This window comes from Sphingorhabdus sp., from assembly GCF_023910635.1.
Lineage (GTDB): Bacteria > Pseudomonadota > Alphaproteobacteria > Sphingomonadales > Sphingomonadaceae > Sphingorhabdus_B.
This window is the reverse complement of sequence record NZ_JAAVVZ010000003.1, coordinates 57,828-73,915: the sequence shown is the minus strand read 5'-3', so window position 1 is coordinate 73,915 and position 16,088 is coordinate 57,828. Positions and strand designations below refer to the sequence as shown.

The 16,088-nt window shown below is 49.4% G+C and carries 19 protein-coding genes; 14 read left to right on the top strand and 5 right to left on the bottom strand.

The genetic code is table 11. The features are described from left to right. Positions 1–99 precede the first annotated feature (99 nt). From HEQ34_RS02230 to rfbA, 5 genes are all read left to right on the top strand, one after another. Complete coding sequence (locus HEQ34_RS02230; protein WP_296196794.1) at positions 100–1,491, top strand: O-antigen ligase; 1,392 nt, start codon at positions 100–102, stop codon at positions 1,489–1,491. A gap of 324 nt (positions 1,492–1,815) precedes the next feature. After that, positions 1,816–2,379, top strand: coding sequence for a dTDP-4-dehydrorhamnose 3,5-epimerase (gene rfbC / locus HEQ34_RS02225; protein WP_296196791.1), 564 nt, complete (start codon positions 1,816–1,818; stop codon positions 2,377–2,379). A 15-nt stretch (positions 2,380–2,394) separates the two neighbouring features. Next, positions 2,395–3,459, top strand: coding sequence for a dTDP-glucose 4,6-dehydratase (gene rfbB / locus HEQ34_RS02220; protein ID WP_296196788.1), 1,065 nt, complete (start codon positions 2,395–2,397; stop codon positions 3,457–3,459). 2 nt (positions 3,460–3,461) lie between these two features. Beyond that, entirely contained in the window at positions 3,462–4,337 is an 876-nt protein-coding gene (rfbD, locus tag HEQ34_RS02215; RefSeq protein ID WP_296196785.1) for a dTDP-4-dehydrorhamnose reductase, read from the top strand. Between the two features lie 12 nt (positions 4,338–4,349). Further along, complete coding sequence (rfbA, locus tag HEQ34_RS02210; protein ID WP_296196782.1) at positions 4,350–5,234, top strand: glucose-1-phosphate thymidylyltransferase RfbA; 885 nt, start codon at positions 4,350–4,352, stop codon at positions 5,232–5,234. On the opposite strand, the gene HEQ34_RS02205 is transcribed toward rfbA, so the two are convergent. Continuing rightward, a protein-coding gene (locus tag HEQ34_RS02205) for an IS630 family transposase (RefSeq protein ID WP_296196779.1) occupies positions 5,235–6,298 on the bottom strand; the annotation gives its coding sequence in 2 pieces (ribosomal slippage) (positions 5,235–5,804 and positions 5,807–6,298; 1,062 coding nt in all). It abuts the gene before it with no gap. 367 nt (positions 6,299–6,665) lie between these two features. Between HEQ34_RS02205 and HEQ34_RS02200 the strand changes: the two genes are divergently transcribed. From HEQ34_RS02200 to HEQ34_RS02185, 4 genes are all read left to right on the top strand, one after another. Continuing rightward, positions 6,666–7,370, top strand: coding sequence for a DUF2971 domain-containing protein (locus tag HEQ34_RS02200; protein ID WP_296196776.1), 705 nt, complete (start codon positions 6,666–6,668; stop codon positions 7,368–7,370). Between the two features lie 186 nt (positions 7,371–7,556). Then, positions 7,557–8,243: a hypothetical protein gene (locus HEQ34_RS02195; protein ID WP_296196774.1), complete on the top strand. Its 687-nt coding sequence runs from the start codon at positions 7,557–7,559 to the stop codon at positions 8,241–8,243. Positions 8,244–8,250: 7 nt separating this feature from the next. After that, positions 8,251–9,225: a hypothetical protein gene (locus HEQ34_RS02190; RefSeq protein ID WP_296196771.1), complete on the top strand. Its 975-nt coding sequence runs from the start codon at positions 8,251–8,253 to the stop codon at positions 9,223–9,225. A 17-nt stretch (positions 9,226–9,242) separates the two neighbouring features. After that, entirely contained in the window at positions 9,243–10,175 is a 933-nt protein-coding gene (locus tag HEQ34_RS02185; RefSeq protein ID WP_296196768.1) for a hypothetical protein, read from the top strand. Between the two features lie 60 nt (positions 10,176–10,235). Here the strand turns inward: HEQ34_RS02185 and HEQ34_RS02180 are convergent, their stop codons facing one another. After that, positions 10,236–11,240 (bottom strand): restriction endonuclease, encoded by a 1,005-nt coding sequence (locus HEQ34_RS02180; protein WP_296196764.1) that lies wholly within the window; start codon positions 11,238–11,240, stop codon positions 10,236–10,238. 119 nt (positions 11,241–11,359) lie between these two features. Between HEQ34_RS02180 and HEQ34_RS02175 the strand changes: the two genes are divergently transcribed. Continuing rightward, a complete protein-coding gene (locus tag HEQ34_RS02175) occupies positions 11,360–11,569 on the top strand; it encodes a hypothetical protein (RefSeq protein ID WP_296196761.1) in 210 nt (69 codons plus the stop codon). A 419-nt stretch (positions 11,570–11,988) separates the two neighbouring features. Next, on the top strand, positions 11,989–12,543 hold the full coding sequence (locus HEQ34_RS02170) for a hypothetical protein (RefSeq protein ID WP_296196758.1): 555 nt from the start codon (positions 11,989–11,991) through the stop codon (positions 12,541–12,543). A 121-nt stretch (positions 12,544–12,664) separates the two neighbouring features. On the opposite strand, the gene HEQ34_RS02165 is transcribed toward HEQ34_RS02170, so the two are convergent. Both HEQ34_RS02165 and HEQ34_RS02160 read right to left on the bottom strand, forming a co-directional pair. Beyond that, entirely contained in the window at positions 12,665–13,177 is a 513-nt protein-coding gene (locus HEQ34_RS02165) for a DUF488 family protein (RefSeq protein WP_296196756.1), read from the bottom strand. A gap of 95 nt (positions 13,178–13,272) precedes the next feature. Then, positions 13,273–13,779 carry a hypothetical protein gene (locus HEQ34_RS02160; protein ID WP_296196754.1) on the bottom strand — a complete coding sequence of 169 codons (507 nt, stop codon included), beginning with the start codon at positions 13,777–13,779 and terminating at the stop codon, positions 13,273–13,275. Positions 13,780–13,837: 58 nt separating this feature from the next. Between HEQ34_RS02160 and HEQ34_RS14445 the strand changes: the two genes are divergently transcribed. The 3 genes from HEQ34_RS14445 (at position 13,838) to HEQ34_RS02150 (ending at position 15,151) form a co-directional block, all read left to right on the top strand. Continuing rightward, on the top strand, positions 13,838–14,212 hold the full coding sequence (locus tag HEQ34_RS14445) for a helix-turn-helix transcriptional regulator (RefSeq protein ID WP_366934834.1): 375 nt from the start codon (positions 13,838–13,840) through the stop codon (positions 14,210–14,212). A 243-nt stretch (positions 14,213–14,455) separates the two neighbouring features. Beyond that, positions 14,456–14,764: a hypothetical protein gene (locus HEQ34_RS02155; protein WP_296196752.1), complete on the top strand. Its 309-nt coding sequence runs from the start codon at positions 14,456–14,458 to the stop codon at positions 14,762–14,764. A 54-nt stretch (positions 14,765–14,818) separates the two neighbouring features. After that, positions 14,819–15,151 (top strand): Imm8 family immunity protein, encoded by a 333-nt coding sequence (locus tag HEQ34_RS02150; protein ID WP_296196750.1) that lies wholly within the window; start codon positions 14,819–14,821, stop codon positions 15,149–15,151. A gap of 158 nt (positions 15,152–15,309) precedes the next feature. Here the strand turns inward: HEQ34_RS02150 and HEQ34_RS02145 are convergent, their stop codons facing one another. Beyond that, the gene (locus HEQ34_RS02145) at positions 15,310–15,990 is read right to left on the bottom strand and encodes a recombinase family protein (protein WP_296196748.1); all 681 of its coding nucleotides are present in this window, start codon (positions 15,988–15,990) and stop codon (positions 15,310–15,312) included. Between the last annotated feature and the right edge of the window lie 98 nt (positions 15,991–16,088).

The window sequence follows — 16,088 nt, the reverse complement described above, 5'->3', positions numbered from 1 at the left end:
TATTAGGGTAGTCATGCGTTCACTGCTTTCATTCGTATCGCCGCTGTCGGTGCCGCCTAGATGGCATTTGTGCGATAGTTGATTTGTAGGATTACCTTGTTGCCTAAATACACTCGCTCCGCCTTGCCCTCATTCGCATTTTGGGGGATTTTCATTTCATTGGCTGCGGCATTTCTTATGGGCGGTTCATCCCGAGCGGATGTGCAGTCTTTAGCGCTTTTAAACCCTATGATGATATTGTGTACGGGAATAGCATTACTGACATTAAGGGTCGAACACTGGCGCGAACACAAACGTTTTCTGATATGGTTTGGCAGCATCTATATATGTGTAGCGTTTTATTATTTGCCGAGCCCGTTGAAATTGATGCAGTTTTTGCAAACAGATGCCGGTGTCGACGAAATTCGTAACTCGTCGAATTTGACAACATTTGGACAATTAGAGTCATCTGCCTTTCCGTCTGCTTGGCAATCACTCATTTTCTTGTTTACACCAATGGCGGTGCTTTTGTTTGCCCTTCAGCTTAAGCGCGCTGAATTGGGCCTCGTGCGTCACTTTTTAGTTTTTGTCGGAGCGCTTTCAGCGATAATTTGCGTTCTTCAATTATCTGGTGGGACGGACAATCCCTTGTATCTTTACAGCGTGACCAACAACGGCAGCGCAGTAGGGTTTTTTGCAAATCGCAATCACTCCGCTGTATTTTTGGCATGTTTATTTCCGATCTTGGCCGTATTTGCCAGTGACCGAACGTCATACGGGTTAGGCGGCACGACCTGGTATCGCTATTTTGCTCTCATCTTGACTTTGATATTAGTCCCGTTGATTTTGGTTACCGGCTCGCGAGCAGGGATGTTTGCAGCCGTAGTCGGATTGATCGGTGGCGCGCTTCTTTATATTCCCCATATTTCGTCACGTGACAGATCCAAAAACGCGAAGTTTATCGTCCCTGCAGTCATGCTGGCAACAATTGTATGTGTTGTGATGATTACGATTTTCTTTTCGCGCGCTGAGGCCATCGAGCGTTTTTTTGCGGAAACTGGATATGCAAAAGATCGTTCAGATTTCTGGGCTTTGAGTGGACAATTATTTCGACAATATTACCCGTTTGGCTTCGGCCCCGGATCATTTTCAGCGGCATTTCAAAGGGACGAACCATTATCGATATTGGATGGCGTGTATTTAAACAGACTTCACAATGATTGGCTCGAGACTGCATTGACTTTCGGTATTTTAGGGATCGTGTGGCTATTGGGCGCATCCATTTATTTTGTTTACCGTTCCTTTCAACTATGGATTCTCATGGATGGAACACGTTCCGAAGTAAAAATTGGCCGAATGTCGAGCGTCATAATTGCGATTCTTGCTGTTGCCAGCGTGTTTGACTATCCGCTGCGTACGCCTGCAATAATGAGCTTAATGGTCCTAGCACTCCTTTGGTTTGTACGATCGCCTTACCAGTCCTCGCACTATCAGAAAGGCCAAGGAGATTGAAGCGCAGACAGCTATTGCAAATAGCTCCACGCGCAGCGCAACCATGATTCGCTCTCTCCCTTAATCGCAAAGTTGTTCCGCGTTTGATCAGTCGACGGAGAGAAATCTGCTAACCTCGTCGATAATATCTTCATTTGTTTGTGCATGGCTAAAAGAAATTACACGCCACTCTATGGCGGCACTGTCGTCCAATCATATGGTTCCTAACACCCCAAAAGCAATACAGAGCGTAATGTGTCTCAGTTAAAATGAGGTCTTTTCTTAACGGCGCATGCCCGTTAATTGCGTCACCAGCAATGTTTAACCAAGACATAAGGAACGCCCATGCCCGTTGTGCACTTAACCCCACAACGATTTGCCGATGATCGGGGTTGGTTCACGGAAACGTGGAACGAAGACCGCTTTCAGAAACTCGGCGTGTGTGGGGAATTCTGCCAAGATAATCAATCTGCCTCCTTAAAGGCAGGCACGATCCGCGGTATCCATTTTCAGCGTGTTCCGCATGCGCAGGCAAAGTTGGTGCGGTGTATAAAGGGTAGGATTTTCGACATCGCGGTTGATTTGCGACATGCATCCCCGACGTTTAAAAAATGGGTTGGTATCGAATTGTCCGCTGAACGAGGCAATCAGCTTTTTGTCCCCGCGGGTTTTGGGCACGCGTTCTTGACGCTCGAAGACGATTGTCACGTAGCTTATAAAGTAGATGCGTATTACGCGCCGCAGGCCGATGGCGGTATTCGGTGGGACGATGCCGAATTGGCAATCAATTGGCCGATGGTTAGCGCTGCTCCGATCTTGTCAGACAAGGATGCAAGTCTGCCATCTTTGTCCCATAGCGATTTCGATTTTCCGTACGACGGCAACCCGTTGGCTTCCTTATCAACCTGAGATGTGTCTAAATTTATGAGCAAGAAAATTATCGTCACCGGCGGCGCGGGTTTTATAGGGTCAGCGCTCGTGCGACATCTAATGTCCGATACCGAGTACACCGTCTTGAATATTGACTCGCTGACCTATGCCGGAAACCTGTCCTCGCTGGCGTCCGTGGCTGGATCCGATCGATATCAATTCCAGCAGATAGACATTTGCGATTCTACCAAGATTCTTGAAGCGATAAAAAGCTTTCAGCCAGATGTCATCACCCACTTGGCGGCGGAATCGCATGTGGATCGCTCCATCGATGGACCCGGAGCGTTTATTCAGACCAATCTCGTTGGCACCTTTTCCATGTTGAACGGCGCGCTGGAATATTGGCGCGATTTGCCGGAAGACAAACAGGGCAATTTCCGCTTTCATCACATCTCGACGGACGAAGTATTTGGTGCGCTTGGCGATGACGGGTTTTTTACTGAGGAAACGCCGTATGACCCGCGTTCGCCGTATTCGGCATCGAAAGCTGGTTCCGACCACCTGGTTCAGGCTTGGCATCATACATATGGCCTACCTGTGGTGATCACCAATTGTTCGAACAACTACGGCCCTTTTCATTTTCCAGAAAAACTGATCCCGTTGGTCATCATCAAATGTTTGGCTGGCGAGCCCTTGCCCGTATACGGCACGGGATCAAATGTGCGCGACTGGTTGTATGTTGATGACCATGTCCGTGCCTTGCAAGCAGTGTTTGAGAATGGCGCCGTCGGAAACAGCTACATGGTTGGCGGCAATTCGGAACGCACCAACCTTGAAGTTGTCCATGTAATTTGTGACACATTAGACCGTATCCGGCCGAGGTCGGATAAACTTAGCTATCGCGAGCAGATTAAGTTCGTCGCCGACCGGCCCGGTCATGATTTCCGCTACGCAATAGATGCTAGCAAACTGCAAAGGGAATTGGGCTGGAAACCGCTTGAATCTTTTGAAAGTGGCATGGAAAAGACCATCAAATGGTATCTTGAAAATCGTGCATGGTGGCAGGCCATTCAATCGGGCGAATATCAAGGTGAAAGACTTGGTTTGAAAACCGCGTAACGATGTCAAAGGCAACCATTCTTCTGACGGGCGGGACCGGCCAAGTTGGTCAGGCTGTGTTGCGGCATGCTGAGACACGTGGCTTGGATATATTTGCGCCCACCCGCGCGCAGATGGATTTAACGAATGCGCAGTCCATCGCCGACTTGGTTGCCAATCGTTCATGGTCAGCCGTTATCAACTGCGCGGCCTATACTGCCGTTGATCGCGCAGAGACCGATGCCGCTTTGGCCGAGCAGGTCAACGCAGTCGCACCAGCTATATTCGCAGCCGAAACGGCGAAGTTGGATATTCCCATCATTCACGTGTCCACTGACTATGTGTTTGATGGTACTAAAGACGCGCCTTATGTCGAAGAGGACGCGGTGAACCCACTGGGTGTCTACGGCCGAACGAAGGAAATGGGCGAGAGCGCAGTTCGCTCACTTAATCCGCGCCATGCGATCATCAGAACCGCTTGGGTAGTGAGCGCGGGCGGCGCGAATTTTGTAAACACCATGATCCGACTGGCTTCTGATCGACCTGAAGTCAGCGTGGTTGATGATCAAATCGGTTGTCCGTCAAGCGCTTCCGATATAGCCCAGACGCTGCTGGCAGTGGCCGAACACCCCCACGCACAATATGGCACATGGCATTTTGTGAACGGTGGGGAAGCTAGTTGGCATGAACTGGCGGCGACGATATTTGCCAACATGGGGGGGCGCGGACTTGCAACACCAGCTTTAAAGGCCATTACCACGTCGCAATATCCCACACCTGCTAAACGGCCGAGCAATTCGCGCCTCTCGACGGCGGCGATACAGCGGGATTTTGGAATTACATCTAGGCACTGGCAGGATGCGATCGATGAAATACTCGCTGAACGTTTCGAAAGATAAGAGGACATAAAAATGCGCGGAATAATACTGGCCGGTGGTTCAGGCACCAGACTGCACCCAGCGACGCTTGCGATAAACAAGCAGCTGCTACCGATCTACGACAAGCCGATGATTTATTATCCGCTCTCGGCGCTGATGCTGGCTGGCATTCGCGAAATCCTGATTATATCATCGCCAGAATATCTGGATAACTATCGGCGTCTTTTTGGCACCGGCGAAGACATCGGACTGAAGTTTGAATATGCAGTGCAGCCCAAGCCTGAAGGCTTGGCGCAGGCACTTCATATTGGTGCCGAATTTATTGGTGATCAACCAGCGGCCCTGGTGCTGGGCGATAACATTTTCTTTGGCGCAGGTTTTGGCGCATTGCTCGCCAACGCGAGAGAGCGGATACAAGGCGCGACCGTCTTTGGTTATCAGGTCACCGATGCTTCGGCATATGGAGTTGTGGAATTGGACGCTGACGGTCGCGCAATATCAATTGAAGAAAAGCCAAAACAGCCGCGTTCCGATATCGCCGTCACAGGGCTGTATTTCTACGATAACAAGGTCGTGGAGCTAGCGAAGGACGTCCGGCCATCTGCACGCGGAGAGCTCGAAATAACCGAGCTTAACCGTATGTACATGGAACTGGGCGAGCTGTACGTCGAAAAAATGGGGCGTGGCTACGCTTGGTTAGACACCGGCACCCACGACAGCCTCGTCGAAGCAAGCGAGTTTGTGCGCGTGATGCAGAAGCGCACCGGCACGTTAATTGCCTGCCTCGAAGAAATCGCGTTTCATCAGGGGTTCATTGACCGCGACCAGTTGATCGAACGCGGCAAGTTTTTTGAAAAAACTGCTTATGGCCAGGCCTTGTTGGCCATCGCGAATGCCGCTGATACCAACCTGCAATGATCATAACCCACTGGCCCATTTGCGGTGCCCGATGGTCATAATGCGCCAAGGCTGATCTATGAGTTTGTTCCACGCCTCGCAGCAGAGGTCGACGATATTGTCGTGGGAAGTGAACACCCGGTTGGAGAGCCAGTTGTCGCGCATGAACTGCCAGATATTCTCAACCGGGTTGAGTTCAGGACATTTGGCCGGAAGCGCGATGATGCTGATATTGCCGGGAACATCCAGCTTGTCAGTCATATGCCAACCGGCTTGATCCATCAGTATAACAGCGTGAGCGCCAGGAGCGACGGCGAGCGCTATTTCTGTCAGATGGAGTGTCATGGTTTCGGTATTGCAGAACGGCAGCACCAGCCCCGCGCCCTTGCCGTGCTCCGGGCAGATTGCGCCGAAGATATAGGCCGATTTGGTCCGCTGGTCTTTGGGTGCCGATGGCCGCGTCCCGCGTCTGGCCCAACGCCGCGTGATCTTGTTCTTCTGGCCAATCCGCGCTTCGTCCTGGAACCAAATCTCTATCGGCGTGCCCTTCGGGAGAGTTGCTCTGACCTTTGCAAGCTCGGCGGCAAAGCCCCCTTTTTAAAGGCCTCCATCGCAAGCTCGTTCTGGGCGTAGTGGCGAGGCCGCGCCGTCAGCTTGACATAGCCCAGTCTCTTTAGCTCACGCCCCACGGTCGTTGCATCAAGCGAGACAGCAAATTCGTAATGAAGCCACTGGACCAAGTCGACCAGCCGCCAGCGAACGACGCCATGGATCGCCGGGATCGGGCCGCACTCGACCATTTCGACAAGCGCGCGGCGCTGGGCATCATTGAGCAGCGACTGTCTTCCCGGGGCCTTGCCATCGAGCAGCCCATCGGGACCTCGGGCGTTGAACCTCACCACCCAGTCACGCACGATCTGTAAGCCCACCCCGCCGATCCGCGCCGCCCTTGTCCGGCTGCCACCGTCGTAGATCTCGGCCAATGCCAAAAGCCGGCGGGCCTGGTTCGCACTTTTCGACTTCCGCGCCAGTCGCCTCAAGGCAGTGCCGTCAAAATCATCCCGCAAGCTAATCGCTGATCCCATGTCACGTCCTCCAAATGAAGAACAACATAGAATCAGACTTTCCACCGTTTGGGAATCCCAAATCTGAGTCAGCCTCACCGCAGCTTGGTATGACACTCAATAGACGGTAAAAAATTCCAGAAAATCGCCAAAATTGCAAGGGCTGTAGGCATGCAAATTTGGTGACCCCTACGGGAGAAGTAGCTCTCTTCAAATTTGCTCCTAAAAGCCCTGAAATTCGACGTATGATGGCCATCTATGTACCGTTTTATGTACTGTAAATTCCTAGCACACTTGTGCGCCGAGTGATAGGCCCTTGTGATTCGAAATTCGGTTCTAGAGGGTAGGCGCAGCTGGAATGACCGCTACGAGCAGGAAGAGTCGCTATATGGAAAATCCACAGACCCTCAGACGATATACAAATCTACCTGTGCTGATCGATATGCTGGTAAGCCGAAAGCTGACAACGATTGGCTACAGCCACTGGGTCGATGCCAATGACCGTGAGGGCTTGTCGCTATATCAAAGGGCGCTAGGCTACGGATTTGTCGGAGCAGTTTGTCTCACTAGAGCGCCTGAAACTTTTCATCATTGGCAAATTTACGCTAGCGGCCCAGCTGGTGTCAGCGTTATCCTAAACAAGCAGAGGTTGGATGAGCTTTGTAAAGAAAATGAACATTTCTACGCTGGCGATGTCCGCTATATTCTCCTAAACCGGATAGATCAAATCGAGGCGAAGGATATTCATCAGTTACCGTTCTTCAAACGATATGGGTTCGGCGATGAAAAGGAATATAGGGTCGTCAGCTTTTCTGTTGAGAAGCAAAATTCCATGGGTCTGGAATTTGATACTAGGCTTATCGAACGCGTCGTCGTTAGCCCTTTCGCCCACCCAAGCCTAATCACGAACATACGCAAAGTGCTGCGATCTATCGAACCGTGGCAAAATCTCACCGTCGAACACTCAACACTGACTGATAGTGAAACATGGAAGGCAGCGCTCGCAAATTACGAAAAGCGTCACGGCGTCATATATGGAAAATGGGTTAGCGGCCCGATTGACATCCCAATAGCAAATTACCAGCGGGACTAAGCAACGCGTAACGTTTTGGTGCAAAACTACGTGTACTCAATAAATACAAGATTGGCATTTTGACTTTGCCGGCTGGTGCTGAGGCAAACTAGCTGTGTGATAACTTACCAACTGCACACATCACGTGTCATCAATACTTTGAGTTGAAAGCTTTCCATGATTTGGTCGATGCGATAGTATTCTGTTATGTCTCCTCTCACACCGAACGGCCTAATTCCACACGCCGATTTTCCGCGCAAACCTTATGAAGCAGTTCATTCTGCTGTTTTAGCACAATGGTCCGATTCAGGTGTGTATCATGAATATTCCGGTGCTTGGAACGCAGTGGCCTTCCGATTTCACGGCTCGGTAGACGCAGGTACAAAGTTTCAAAAATCTCTGAGAGACTCTGGGCCTCATCCAGCTCCCCTGCAGCGATATCAACAGGAAGAGGCATTATTCAGTTTCTTTAGCAATGGCTTCGCGGCTTACGAGGCGTTTTTCTACGGCCTATTTGCAATAGGCTCATTCATTCACCCTGCCGCCTTTCCTTTATCAACTGCGAAAGAGCGCCAGAGAATTTCGCCTTCGTTCACCCAAGCCACCTTTGTTAAAGCATTTCCCGGTGATCAGATTTTAGACGATATTCAATCTGTGTTTGATGAAGTTTCCTACCAACAATGGCGCGATACCAGAAACATACTTACTCATCGTGCAGCGCCCGGCCGACGGATGTATGTTGGTATTGGTATAGCCGACGCGCCACCAGTTGAGTGGAAATTGAATGAATTACCGCTGGACGCCCAGCTAATCCCAACTCATCAGGCTCAATTAGCCCAGCATCTCGCTACTGTGTTAACAGCGACAACCTCATTTTTGGCGAAATGGACTTAATCTAATCATGCCCAAGAACCTTCTAAAAGTTCCAAACAGCATCCTACAAAGGCTGACCACCTTCGATCAAGATGATGTCGTAGCTGCCACAGTAAAATTGATCACGCGAGCTGAAATCGGCAACTACAGCGGATTGGGGCTTTCGCTGGAAGGCGATGTTGTTGTCTTTCCTGAACCTCAGCCTCCCAGACCATCCGCTGGTAAATATTCCAATGCAAACCTGTATGGCATGGAAAAAGTCCGAAAAGACCTGCCAAAAATCACAAAATCGTATGGCTTCTGGGCACCATCCTGGAATTCTGGAAGCACCCATTACGTTTCCCATGATCGCGAAGTCTACATCCGTGATATTTATCCGCCTAAAGAGGTGAACTTATCGATTGCTTTAGTTGAACGTCGAGGGAATGATTTCTTAATTAAATTTGCGATCGACCAAGTCATCAGCCGCCGGACGCCAGATTTTCAGCAGGAACTTCTCTATAATTTGAATTTGCTGCAAGAAAATGTCGGCGCTGCAGACATTTTCGAGAGCGCCACCTCGCTGGCCGATTTTGCGAAGAGCGTGAAAGTTGATTGGCAACTCCTTCCGCCTGGCAGTGTTGATGAAGTTGTGGCCGCAATGCTGGATGGCAAACGACCCGTGAATGCTCAGCAACAGGCCGTCATGCGAGAACGGATTGCTGTCATGCAACAACTTCAACCAGAGGCATATATAACGGGAACAGACGGGTTTCTGCGTTACTTTGGAGCCAAGTTTGGAGACGATTTTGTTGCTTTCGAGAATGCTCGGTACGGAAATGCATTGTATATCATGTACGATGGTTGGGAGGTTCTCAGCCAAAAGAGCAGAATTGAATTGCTGGCTGGCAATGGCGAAAATTACGACCGTATTGAGCATCGACCGGGTTGGATTCCGCAACTCAAGGGACGCGTCCAGGATTATCGTCGGAAGAAGCGTAGAGCAGAGAACCGGCTCATTTAGGCTGTATGTTTGAGCATATGGAGAAATCGACAGATACCCACACGACCATACTTGCGGACGGCGAGCCAGAGGTTCGTCGATATCGAATCTTCAATTTTGACTTTGACTCAAGACCGCTAACATTGTCGGACGAACCGGGAAGAGACTGGAGCGAAGAGTCGCGAGCGATTTGGGAGCAGAGTCGAAAGAACATCATTGCCAGCATCCGTTCGGACTATGGTGAGAATGGCCTCACTGAGAAAATCGACAATTTTAGAGACTTCGGGGCCAAGCCTTTCAGCATTGTAGCTCACCACAATGTCATGTTTGATCACGTTCGAACAGCATTCATAGGGGGCGGCTATTATGCGGCCTTGACCGGCGCTTGCGCTTTGGGAGAGCGGATCCTCAATCATATGATGCTGGATTTGCGCGACCATTTCAAAGCTACCCCCGAGTATAAGAAGGTCTACCGGAAAAGTTCATTCGATAGATGGCGCCAGATGATCCATACTTTGGTCGCTTGGGGCGTCCTGTTGCCCGAAGTGTCTAATGACTTCTTAGAGCTAGAACGCCTCCGTAACCGGTCTATTCATTTTACCGCCGACACGGCAACTCGCCTTCGCGAAGACGCTCTATGCGCAATCGGATATCTAAAGAGAATCCTAGAGGGCCAATTCGCCGGTTTCGGTCTCCAGCCTTGGTTTATTTCCGGCACAATGGGCGCTGGTTTTATCAAAAAAGAATGGGAAACTCATCCGTTCGTGTCCCACTACTACTGCGCTAAAAGTTGTCTCGTTGGCCCGTTCCACAGCCTGGAACATACTGACGCTGGCTGGCAATATGTCGATTACCCAAGTTACCACGAACTATGCGGGCTCACTGAGCTCACCGATGATCAGTTTAAGGACCTGTTCAATGATAGAGACCCAGCCTGCTTAGCTCAACGGGACAAAAATCCAATACTGTAGCTGAATCATGAGCAGAAAAGACAAGCTTTACTCTTGGATTCAAACGTCCGCGTCAGCCCGTTACTCGTTTTCGCCAATCGCTGGTCCCGGTATATATGTCCGCTTGAGTGGGAGCAGCATTTGATAGCGTGGTTCGAATTGACTGTAGTGAGCATAAATAAGCTCCACTAAATCGCTGCCATCGATAAGACGCAAGTTTGGCTTAGTGCGTTCAAAGGTCCGTGCGTCATTCGAAAATGTTCCTAAAGATACGAATAAGCCGTGCTCGCCACTTTCAATTGCGCCATGAAGTTGCTGCACATCTGGCCTGCCGATCGTCGATAGGATTTGCTTACACTGCACTTTGATGATGGGTGGTTCAAAGCCAAGCTCGTCACGGTGGGCGATGATATCGATCCCGCCGTCGCCCGATGCCTGTGTGACCCTGCTATGATACCCCATACACTTGAGCAGGTGGGCAACGAAATGTTCAAACTGGAACGGCGTCTGGTTGTTCTTGAGCCGCTTGATGATGAAATCTTCGGTCGTTTCCTCTACCTGTGCTGACACAAGTTCTGCGCTCGCTTCGTCGATATCCTCGACCTCGAATGCCTCGCCTTCCAACGCAGCCAAAAACTCATCAGCGTTCGAGCTAACTTTAAAAAGGGTTATTGCCGAGCCAATCTCATTCAATGCCGGCTGCGAAAATGATGTCCGCGCTATATGCTTCAGCCATTTGACTTTGTGGCGGTTGGGGCATTCAAGTGGAGCGTTCGCAACATACTCATAACCGCCCTCGATCACACCAATGTTGACCATGCGGTCCTGCTTCGATGGGTATACCACAATGTCACCCGGCTTCATCTCAACTGCAAAGCGATACGCAACCCCCGCCGCCACCGGAACCTTGCCGGGCTTCTCATTTGGATAAGTTTGGACATACGCTGCCTTAAAAGCCTCACGGGTCGGAGCGACTTGGGCAAAATCGCCCAACCTATGCCAGCCAATTGCTACATAGCCTTTGTCGATCGGCAACGTGCCATGATCGCGGGCCATGTGGATGCCCCAGATTGTTCTTTCGTTCATGCGCTTGTTACCCTCTGCGGTATTGTCTCAGTTTAAAATATCTAGGGGTTACGAATAGTTATACTCTATCGCATTCCAGCCTCCGTTCCTATAGGTGTAGCGGAAGACAAGGAGGCAATATGAACGTCTGGATCACAGAACTGAACGCAGAGCAGCAGCTTAAGAATAAAGGAATGCAGCTTGATGTCTATTCCCCTGATGGCGAGACTAGGCTGGGTGACCTCACAATAACAAAAGCGAAACTCGTGTGGTGCGCTGGGAAAACTCACAAAAAGAACGGCGTTGAAGTCTCGTGGGATCAGTTCATCGCGTGGATGGAAGCCGATTGAAGCCTAAAGGTCCCTACGGACAAAACAGCCAACTGAAGAGTTCATCTTAGTTTAAACGTGTCGATAAACACGATCTCCAAAATGCTTGTTGAAGCTGACGAAGTTTATCAACGGCCCAATGATTTGTCAGGCAGTTCGGGAGGAAATGACCTTTGAACTCTTAACTCTCTACCTTTTTTCCGAGTATCGTGCACTTAGCTAATTGGCCGATGGTAGCGCGCTCTAGCATGATCGACAAAGCAATGCGAACGTAACTTCTCTGATTTTCACTTTGAGTTACTTAATGCCGTGGGGAGTTGGGGAATTATGAATGCAGCCGTGTATGCCCTAGATACCCCTTAATTTGGCGTTTTGGTATCTTAAGGCGATTAATGGTAGTCCATTTGTAACGCGTTTTTATTTTGTGAAAGAACCAGATTTTGAAGGTTACGGAAACTGACGTCACCATTGCTGCCGCATTTTACCCTATTCTTGTGGAGTGCGCTCGGCAATCGCCTGTGAAAAAGCTAACCTACGGAGCATTGCTTGATGAAGCAAAGGTTCGGTTTCCAAACAATGATGCTGTCCAATCGGCAATCCCAATTTCATTGGGGCGTCGGCTGGACGTTGTAAGAATTTTTCTGGCCGAGCAGAAACTCCCAAACCTTACCAGCCTAATCGTAAACGCAGGAACAGGTGAAGTTGGTGTCGCATTCGGTTCTGATGCGGAACGCATTCGGGCGGAGGTGGCAGCATTCGATTGGAGTACCGTTTCAGACGAATTTAATCTTCATATATCCAGCTTGCGAAAGAATATAAAACCTCGGTCTAGGCCAAAAATTAGCAGCGAAGCCGCACGCAATTTAATGTCCGAATATTATCTGGGTAACCGCGCATCAATTCCTAAGGGTCTCGAAAGCAAACGCAATAAAATCATCGAAATGATCCGCGAAGGATTGTCGCCTGAAGAAGCGTTTGCCAAGGCAGTACCATGAATACTTTGCGCCTGCATTAGCTAGTTTTTGAAGCTCTAATCATACAACATTTGTAGGGTGTGAAACCAAAAAACCAAGGATTTCGTAAGGCTACAGGATTTTGTAGTTTACGGAGAGTTTGTCAGCAAAACCAATTTTTTTCCGGCCAGGCGAAAGGCTCCATTCCATCTAATGCAGACAAAATAGCCGGCGTAAAATTCCTTCGCTTGATTCGTCGGATGCTAGCTCCAATATCTTCGGTAGTCCCGTCTCGCATGATGTTTATCACCGACACATTGCATTTAAGAAGCAGGCTAGCACCAATTGCCCAGGAGCGATGACAATTGGCTGGATCGCCCTCAGCACACATCACTACGACTGGGTTCCGTTTAGCCGCAATTATAAGCTCATTCAGCAAATCTATGTAAATTGGGTCATCCAGTGCCACTTCTGACCTGCCCCCAAAAATTGTACCGCATTGCCGATAGAAAATACCTGCGCTTTCTGACCATTGTTCGATCTTAGACGCGTTAAATGCAGCGTTGCGCGACCATGGCGATGAGCGGACATCCCATAGTTGCGCTATGCCCCTGCTGGTCAGTTCGTTAAGAAACTCAGGTAAGCTTCGATTGCTGTATCCAATTGTATAAATCATTAGGTTTTCCAAGGCTATATGTTGCCTTAAAGCCTAACTTTTATGTGCTCAGATGAACATAAAATTCAGAGCAACTATCTATTTTTATTACAATATTATTGTTTTGGCGGGGAGGTTGGAATGCTGTCGGGTCCCCAATTCTCCCTGCGACAGATTTTGTAATCAAACGCTGCAAACCCAGTGTGCAGCTCCATATCGTCTTTTATCCCATCACTCATAAACATGACGTAATAGTCTGAAGCTCCAGCGTATCCACCATACGCGTTTTTGGCGTTTACGTTAATGTTGATCGCCCAACCGCGCCATCGCTCCGCGGTCCGAAACAAATCCTTTTTGCATGTGATCTGGTATGGGGCCCCCCATTTATACACTGCACTGTAGGGATCGCGGAGAATACCATCGATCATGCCTTTGATGATTGGGCGGTAAACTTCTTCAGCAGGGAGCGGAGCATCGGAGTTATATTTGGGAGGTTTAGCAGCCTGGCCAGCCGTCGTCAGACCCAATAAAATTGTTGTCGCAACTAATTGTCTTGAAATCATCTGAATATCCAATCCTATTGTATATTTTGCAATTGATTGCAACCACAGTTGCTCGTTCATCGTCAAGCGTAAAGGTAGTTTTGGCACATAACTGCAATTAAATTTTAGGTGTGAGTTAGTGTCTGACCTCAGAGTTCAAGTAGGCAGTCTTGTCCGACATCATCGGGAAGTTGCGGGGTTTACCCAAGCTGAGCTTGCAGATCGTATCGAGAGGTCAGTCCAGCTAGTCGGAAGAATTGAACGCGGTTCATCCGCACCAAGCTTTGAAACGCTTGCAGGCATTGCTTCGGCGCTGAACGTAGAAGTGCGTGATCTTTTTGGCGTTAATCATTTTGCAGCTGGGCAGGAGGTGTCAGCTGCCCCACTAAGCAAACTTGTCAGTCGCGTTGCGTCTCTCGATACTTCAGATTTGGAGTGGGTATTAAAGCTTGTTGATCACGCACTCAATCGAAGGCCACCAAGGCGAGCTACGGAAGCTTCAAGCGTCGAATGAAGCGCTTTTTTATATGCGGCGGTAATCCTGAAAACTGCCTCTTTTTTTGCCATTATCGCTTTACACTGAATGGCGACGTCTAGGACTTCCCAGCCATTTATGCTGCCGTTGGTTCACCAGCTGAACGAAGGTCTGCTTTCCGACAATATGCAACAAAAGCAGACTTTCAGGATACGACAACAAAGCGGACGTTCGGCTTCTGGCGGTATTGTTTTTGTGGACGCGCCGTATATGTTGGTTTGAATGCAATGTTACTATGTCGTGATCCATGGCCGATTGGATTGGTGCACCGCCGTAACGTCAGATAATGACGTAGATGACACATGGCAACCTTTGGGTTTCTATTGTCACCGTTTCGTATTGGCATCCTCGATCAGTTCCGCTCAGAACACTGCTTTCCGCCGTGTCCGCGATAACCTTGAGCGGCAAACCGGTTGGCTCAATTCTAACCAAGTTAAGTTGGAACTGAATGCAGAAGAAGTTACGCCATCACCCATCTTCCGATTACTGAAGCCCGACAATCGCGGGCACATATTCTACGATGAAGATTAAACCGATATATTTCCGTAGGAATTATCTCGACCGAAATCGATCAGGAGAATAGCAATGAAGATCGAAGTCCGGTCAGTCGATTTCATAGATGATTTTGAGGAGGGCGTGCACAAGCCAGCTACCTGCCACTGCATCATCGAAATCGGAGAAAGTGACGCAAAGGGTTTTGATCTTTTCTTTGTAAATGTGTCCAATCGACATTGGGCCTTGGAGCACCTAGGTCACGATCAGACTGGTTTTTGTGATCAATTTCTGATCGTTGATCGATTGGATGACGTGCAGATAAAGAGCGCAATCCAATCAAAATTTGGCGAACGGGATTATTCTCGCTTCGAGGATTTTATTCAAGCGGCCCGACCTTTCTTGCGTTGGGAGTTTGAGCGCTAACAATTCTAGATGTCTGCGTCCCACAACATTTCGGTCATGAACGCCAGCAGTTCAAGCCGGCAGTTTTTGCCATTCGTTCAGCTAGGTTAGCTGAAGCTTCCAGGCGAATGCTATAGTAATGAGTTCGGGGCTATCTAACGATGTAAACGGCATCCCAATCACCTAAATGGCGACGTGCCGTCGGAATAGGTTTGATCGGTACCCGGCAGATTTAGGCGATTCATAACTCGATGGACATTACTAGCATGCCATAAACCCCCGCCGGGCGCTGCCACGCTCGCCGAGTTTAAATGACCTGCGATTTGCCGCAGGCTGGTGCAACCATCGTATTGGGCGCGCACAATGTATGGCTGTAACGTCCGAGCGCGAGCATATGCTTCAGCTTTTCTTTGGGATGCTAGCACCGCACCGTGAGTACCCAATTTGACGCCTCGGGCCTTTGCAGCAGTGAGGGCTGCTTTAGTTCGAACAGAAATTTGTTCACGTTCCCATTCAGCTACCGCCGACAGCACATGGATCATAAGCCGATTAGCAAAAGGCGCATCAACTGCGACAAACTCGACGCCTGTTTCCATCAAGCTTGATACGAATGCGACATTGCGGGCTAATCTATCCAGCTTGGCAATAACGAGCGTCGCTTTATGCTTTCGACACAAAGTTATTGCGGCATGTAGTTGGGGCCGGTCATTTCTCGTCCCGCTTTCTGTCTCGACAAAGATTTCTGTAAGCGTAGTACCCTGTTGAGCGGCATATAGCTCGATTGATTGACGCTGAGCGTCAAGACCAAGTCCAGAAATAGCCTGTCGGTCAGTTGAAACGCGTATATAGCCGTAAAACATGCACTGTCCCGAATAGAGGGTGGTATGTGTGGGACATTCTGACTTTTAGGGACTTCGCTGTACAGTCCATAAGCGTCACATTCCTTGTTGAATGTGGA

Coding starts and splice junctions, on each gene's coding strand:
- HEQ34_RS02155 (WP_296196752.1), top strand. CDS start 14,456: ATGCAATGTTACTATGTCGTGATCCATGGCCGATTGGATTGGTGCACC.
- HEQ34_RS02185 (WP_296196768.1), top strand. CDS start 9,243: ATGGAGAAATCGACAGATACCCACACGACCATACTTGCGGACGGCGAG.
- HEQ34_RS02160 (WP_296196754.1), bottom strand. CDS start 13,779: ATGAACGAGCAACTGTGGTTGCAATCAATTGCAAAATATACAATAGGA.
- rfbC (WP_296196791.1), top strand. CDS start 1,816: ATGCCCGTTGTGCACTTAACCCCACAACGATTTGCCGATGATCGGGGT.
- rfbD (WP_296196785.1), top strand. CDS start 3,462: ATGTCAAAGGCAACCATTCTTCTGACGGGCGGGACCGGCCAAGTTGGT.
- HEQ34_RS02180 (WP_296196764.1), bottom strand. CDS start 11,240: ATGAACGAAAGAACAATCTGGGGCATCCACATGGCCCGCGATCATGGC.
- HEQ34_RS02175 (WP_296196761.1), top strand. CDS start 11,360: ATGAACGTCTGGATCACAGAACTGAACGCAGAGCAGCAGCTTAAGAAT.
- HEQ34_RS02150 (WP_296196750.1), top strand. CDS start 14,819: ATGAAGATCGAAGTCCGGTCAGTCGATTTCATAGATGATTTTGAGGAG.
- rfbB (WP_296196788.1), top strand. CDS start 2,395: ATGAGCAAGAAAATTATCGTCACCGGCGGCGCGGGTTTTATAGGGTCA.
- rfbA (WP_296196782.1), top strand. CDS start 4,350: ATGCGCGGAATAATACTGGCCGGTGGTTCAGGCACCAGACTGCACCCA.
- HEQ34_RS02200 (WP_296196776.1), top strand. CDS start 6,666: ATGGAAAATCCACAGACCCTCAGACGATATACAAATCTACCTGTGCTG.
- HEQ34_RS02165 (WP_296196756.1), bottom strand. CDS start 13,177: ATGATTTATACAATTGGATACAGCAATCGAAGCTTACCTGAGTTTCTT.
- HEQ34_RS02190 (WP_296196771.1), top strand. CDS start 8,251: ATGCCCAAGAACCTTCTAAAAGTTCCAAACAGCATCCTACAAAGGCTG.
- HEQ34_RS02145 (WP_296196748.1), bottom strand. CDS start 15,990: ATGTTTTACGGCTATATACGCGTTTCAACTGACCGACAGGCTATTTCT.
- HEQ34_RS02195 (WP_296196774.1), top strand. CDS start 7,557: ATGTCTCCTCTCACACCGAACGGCCTAATTCCACACGCCGATTTTCCG.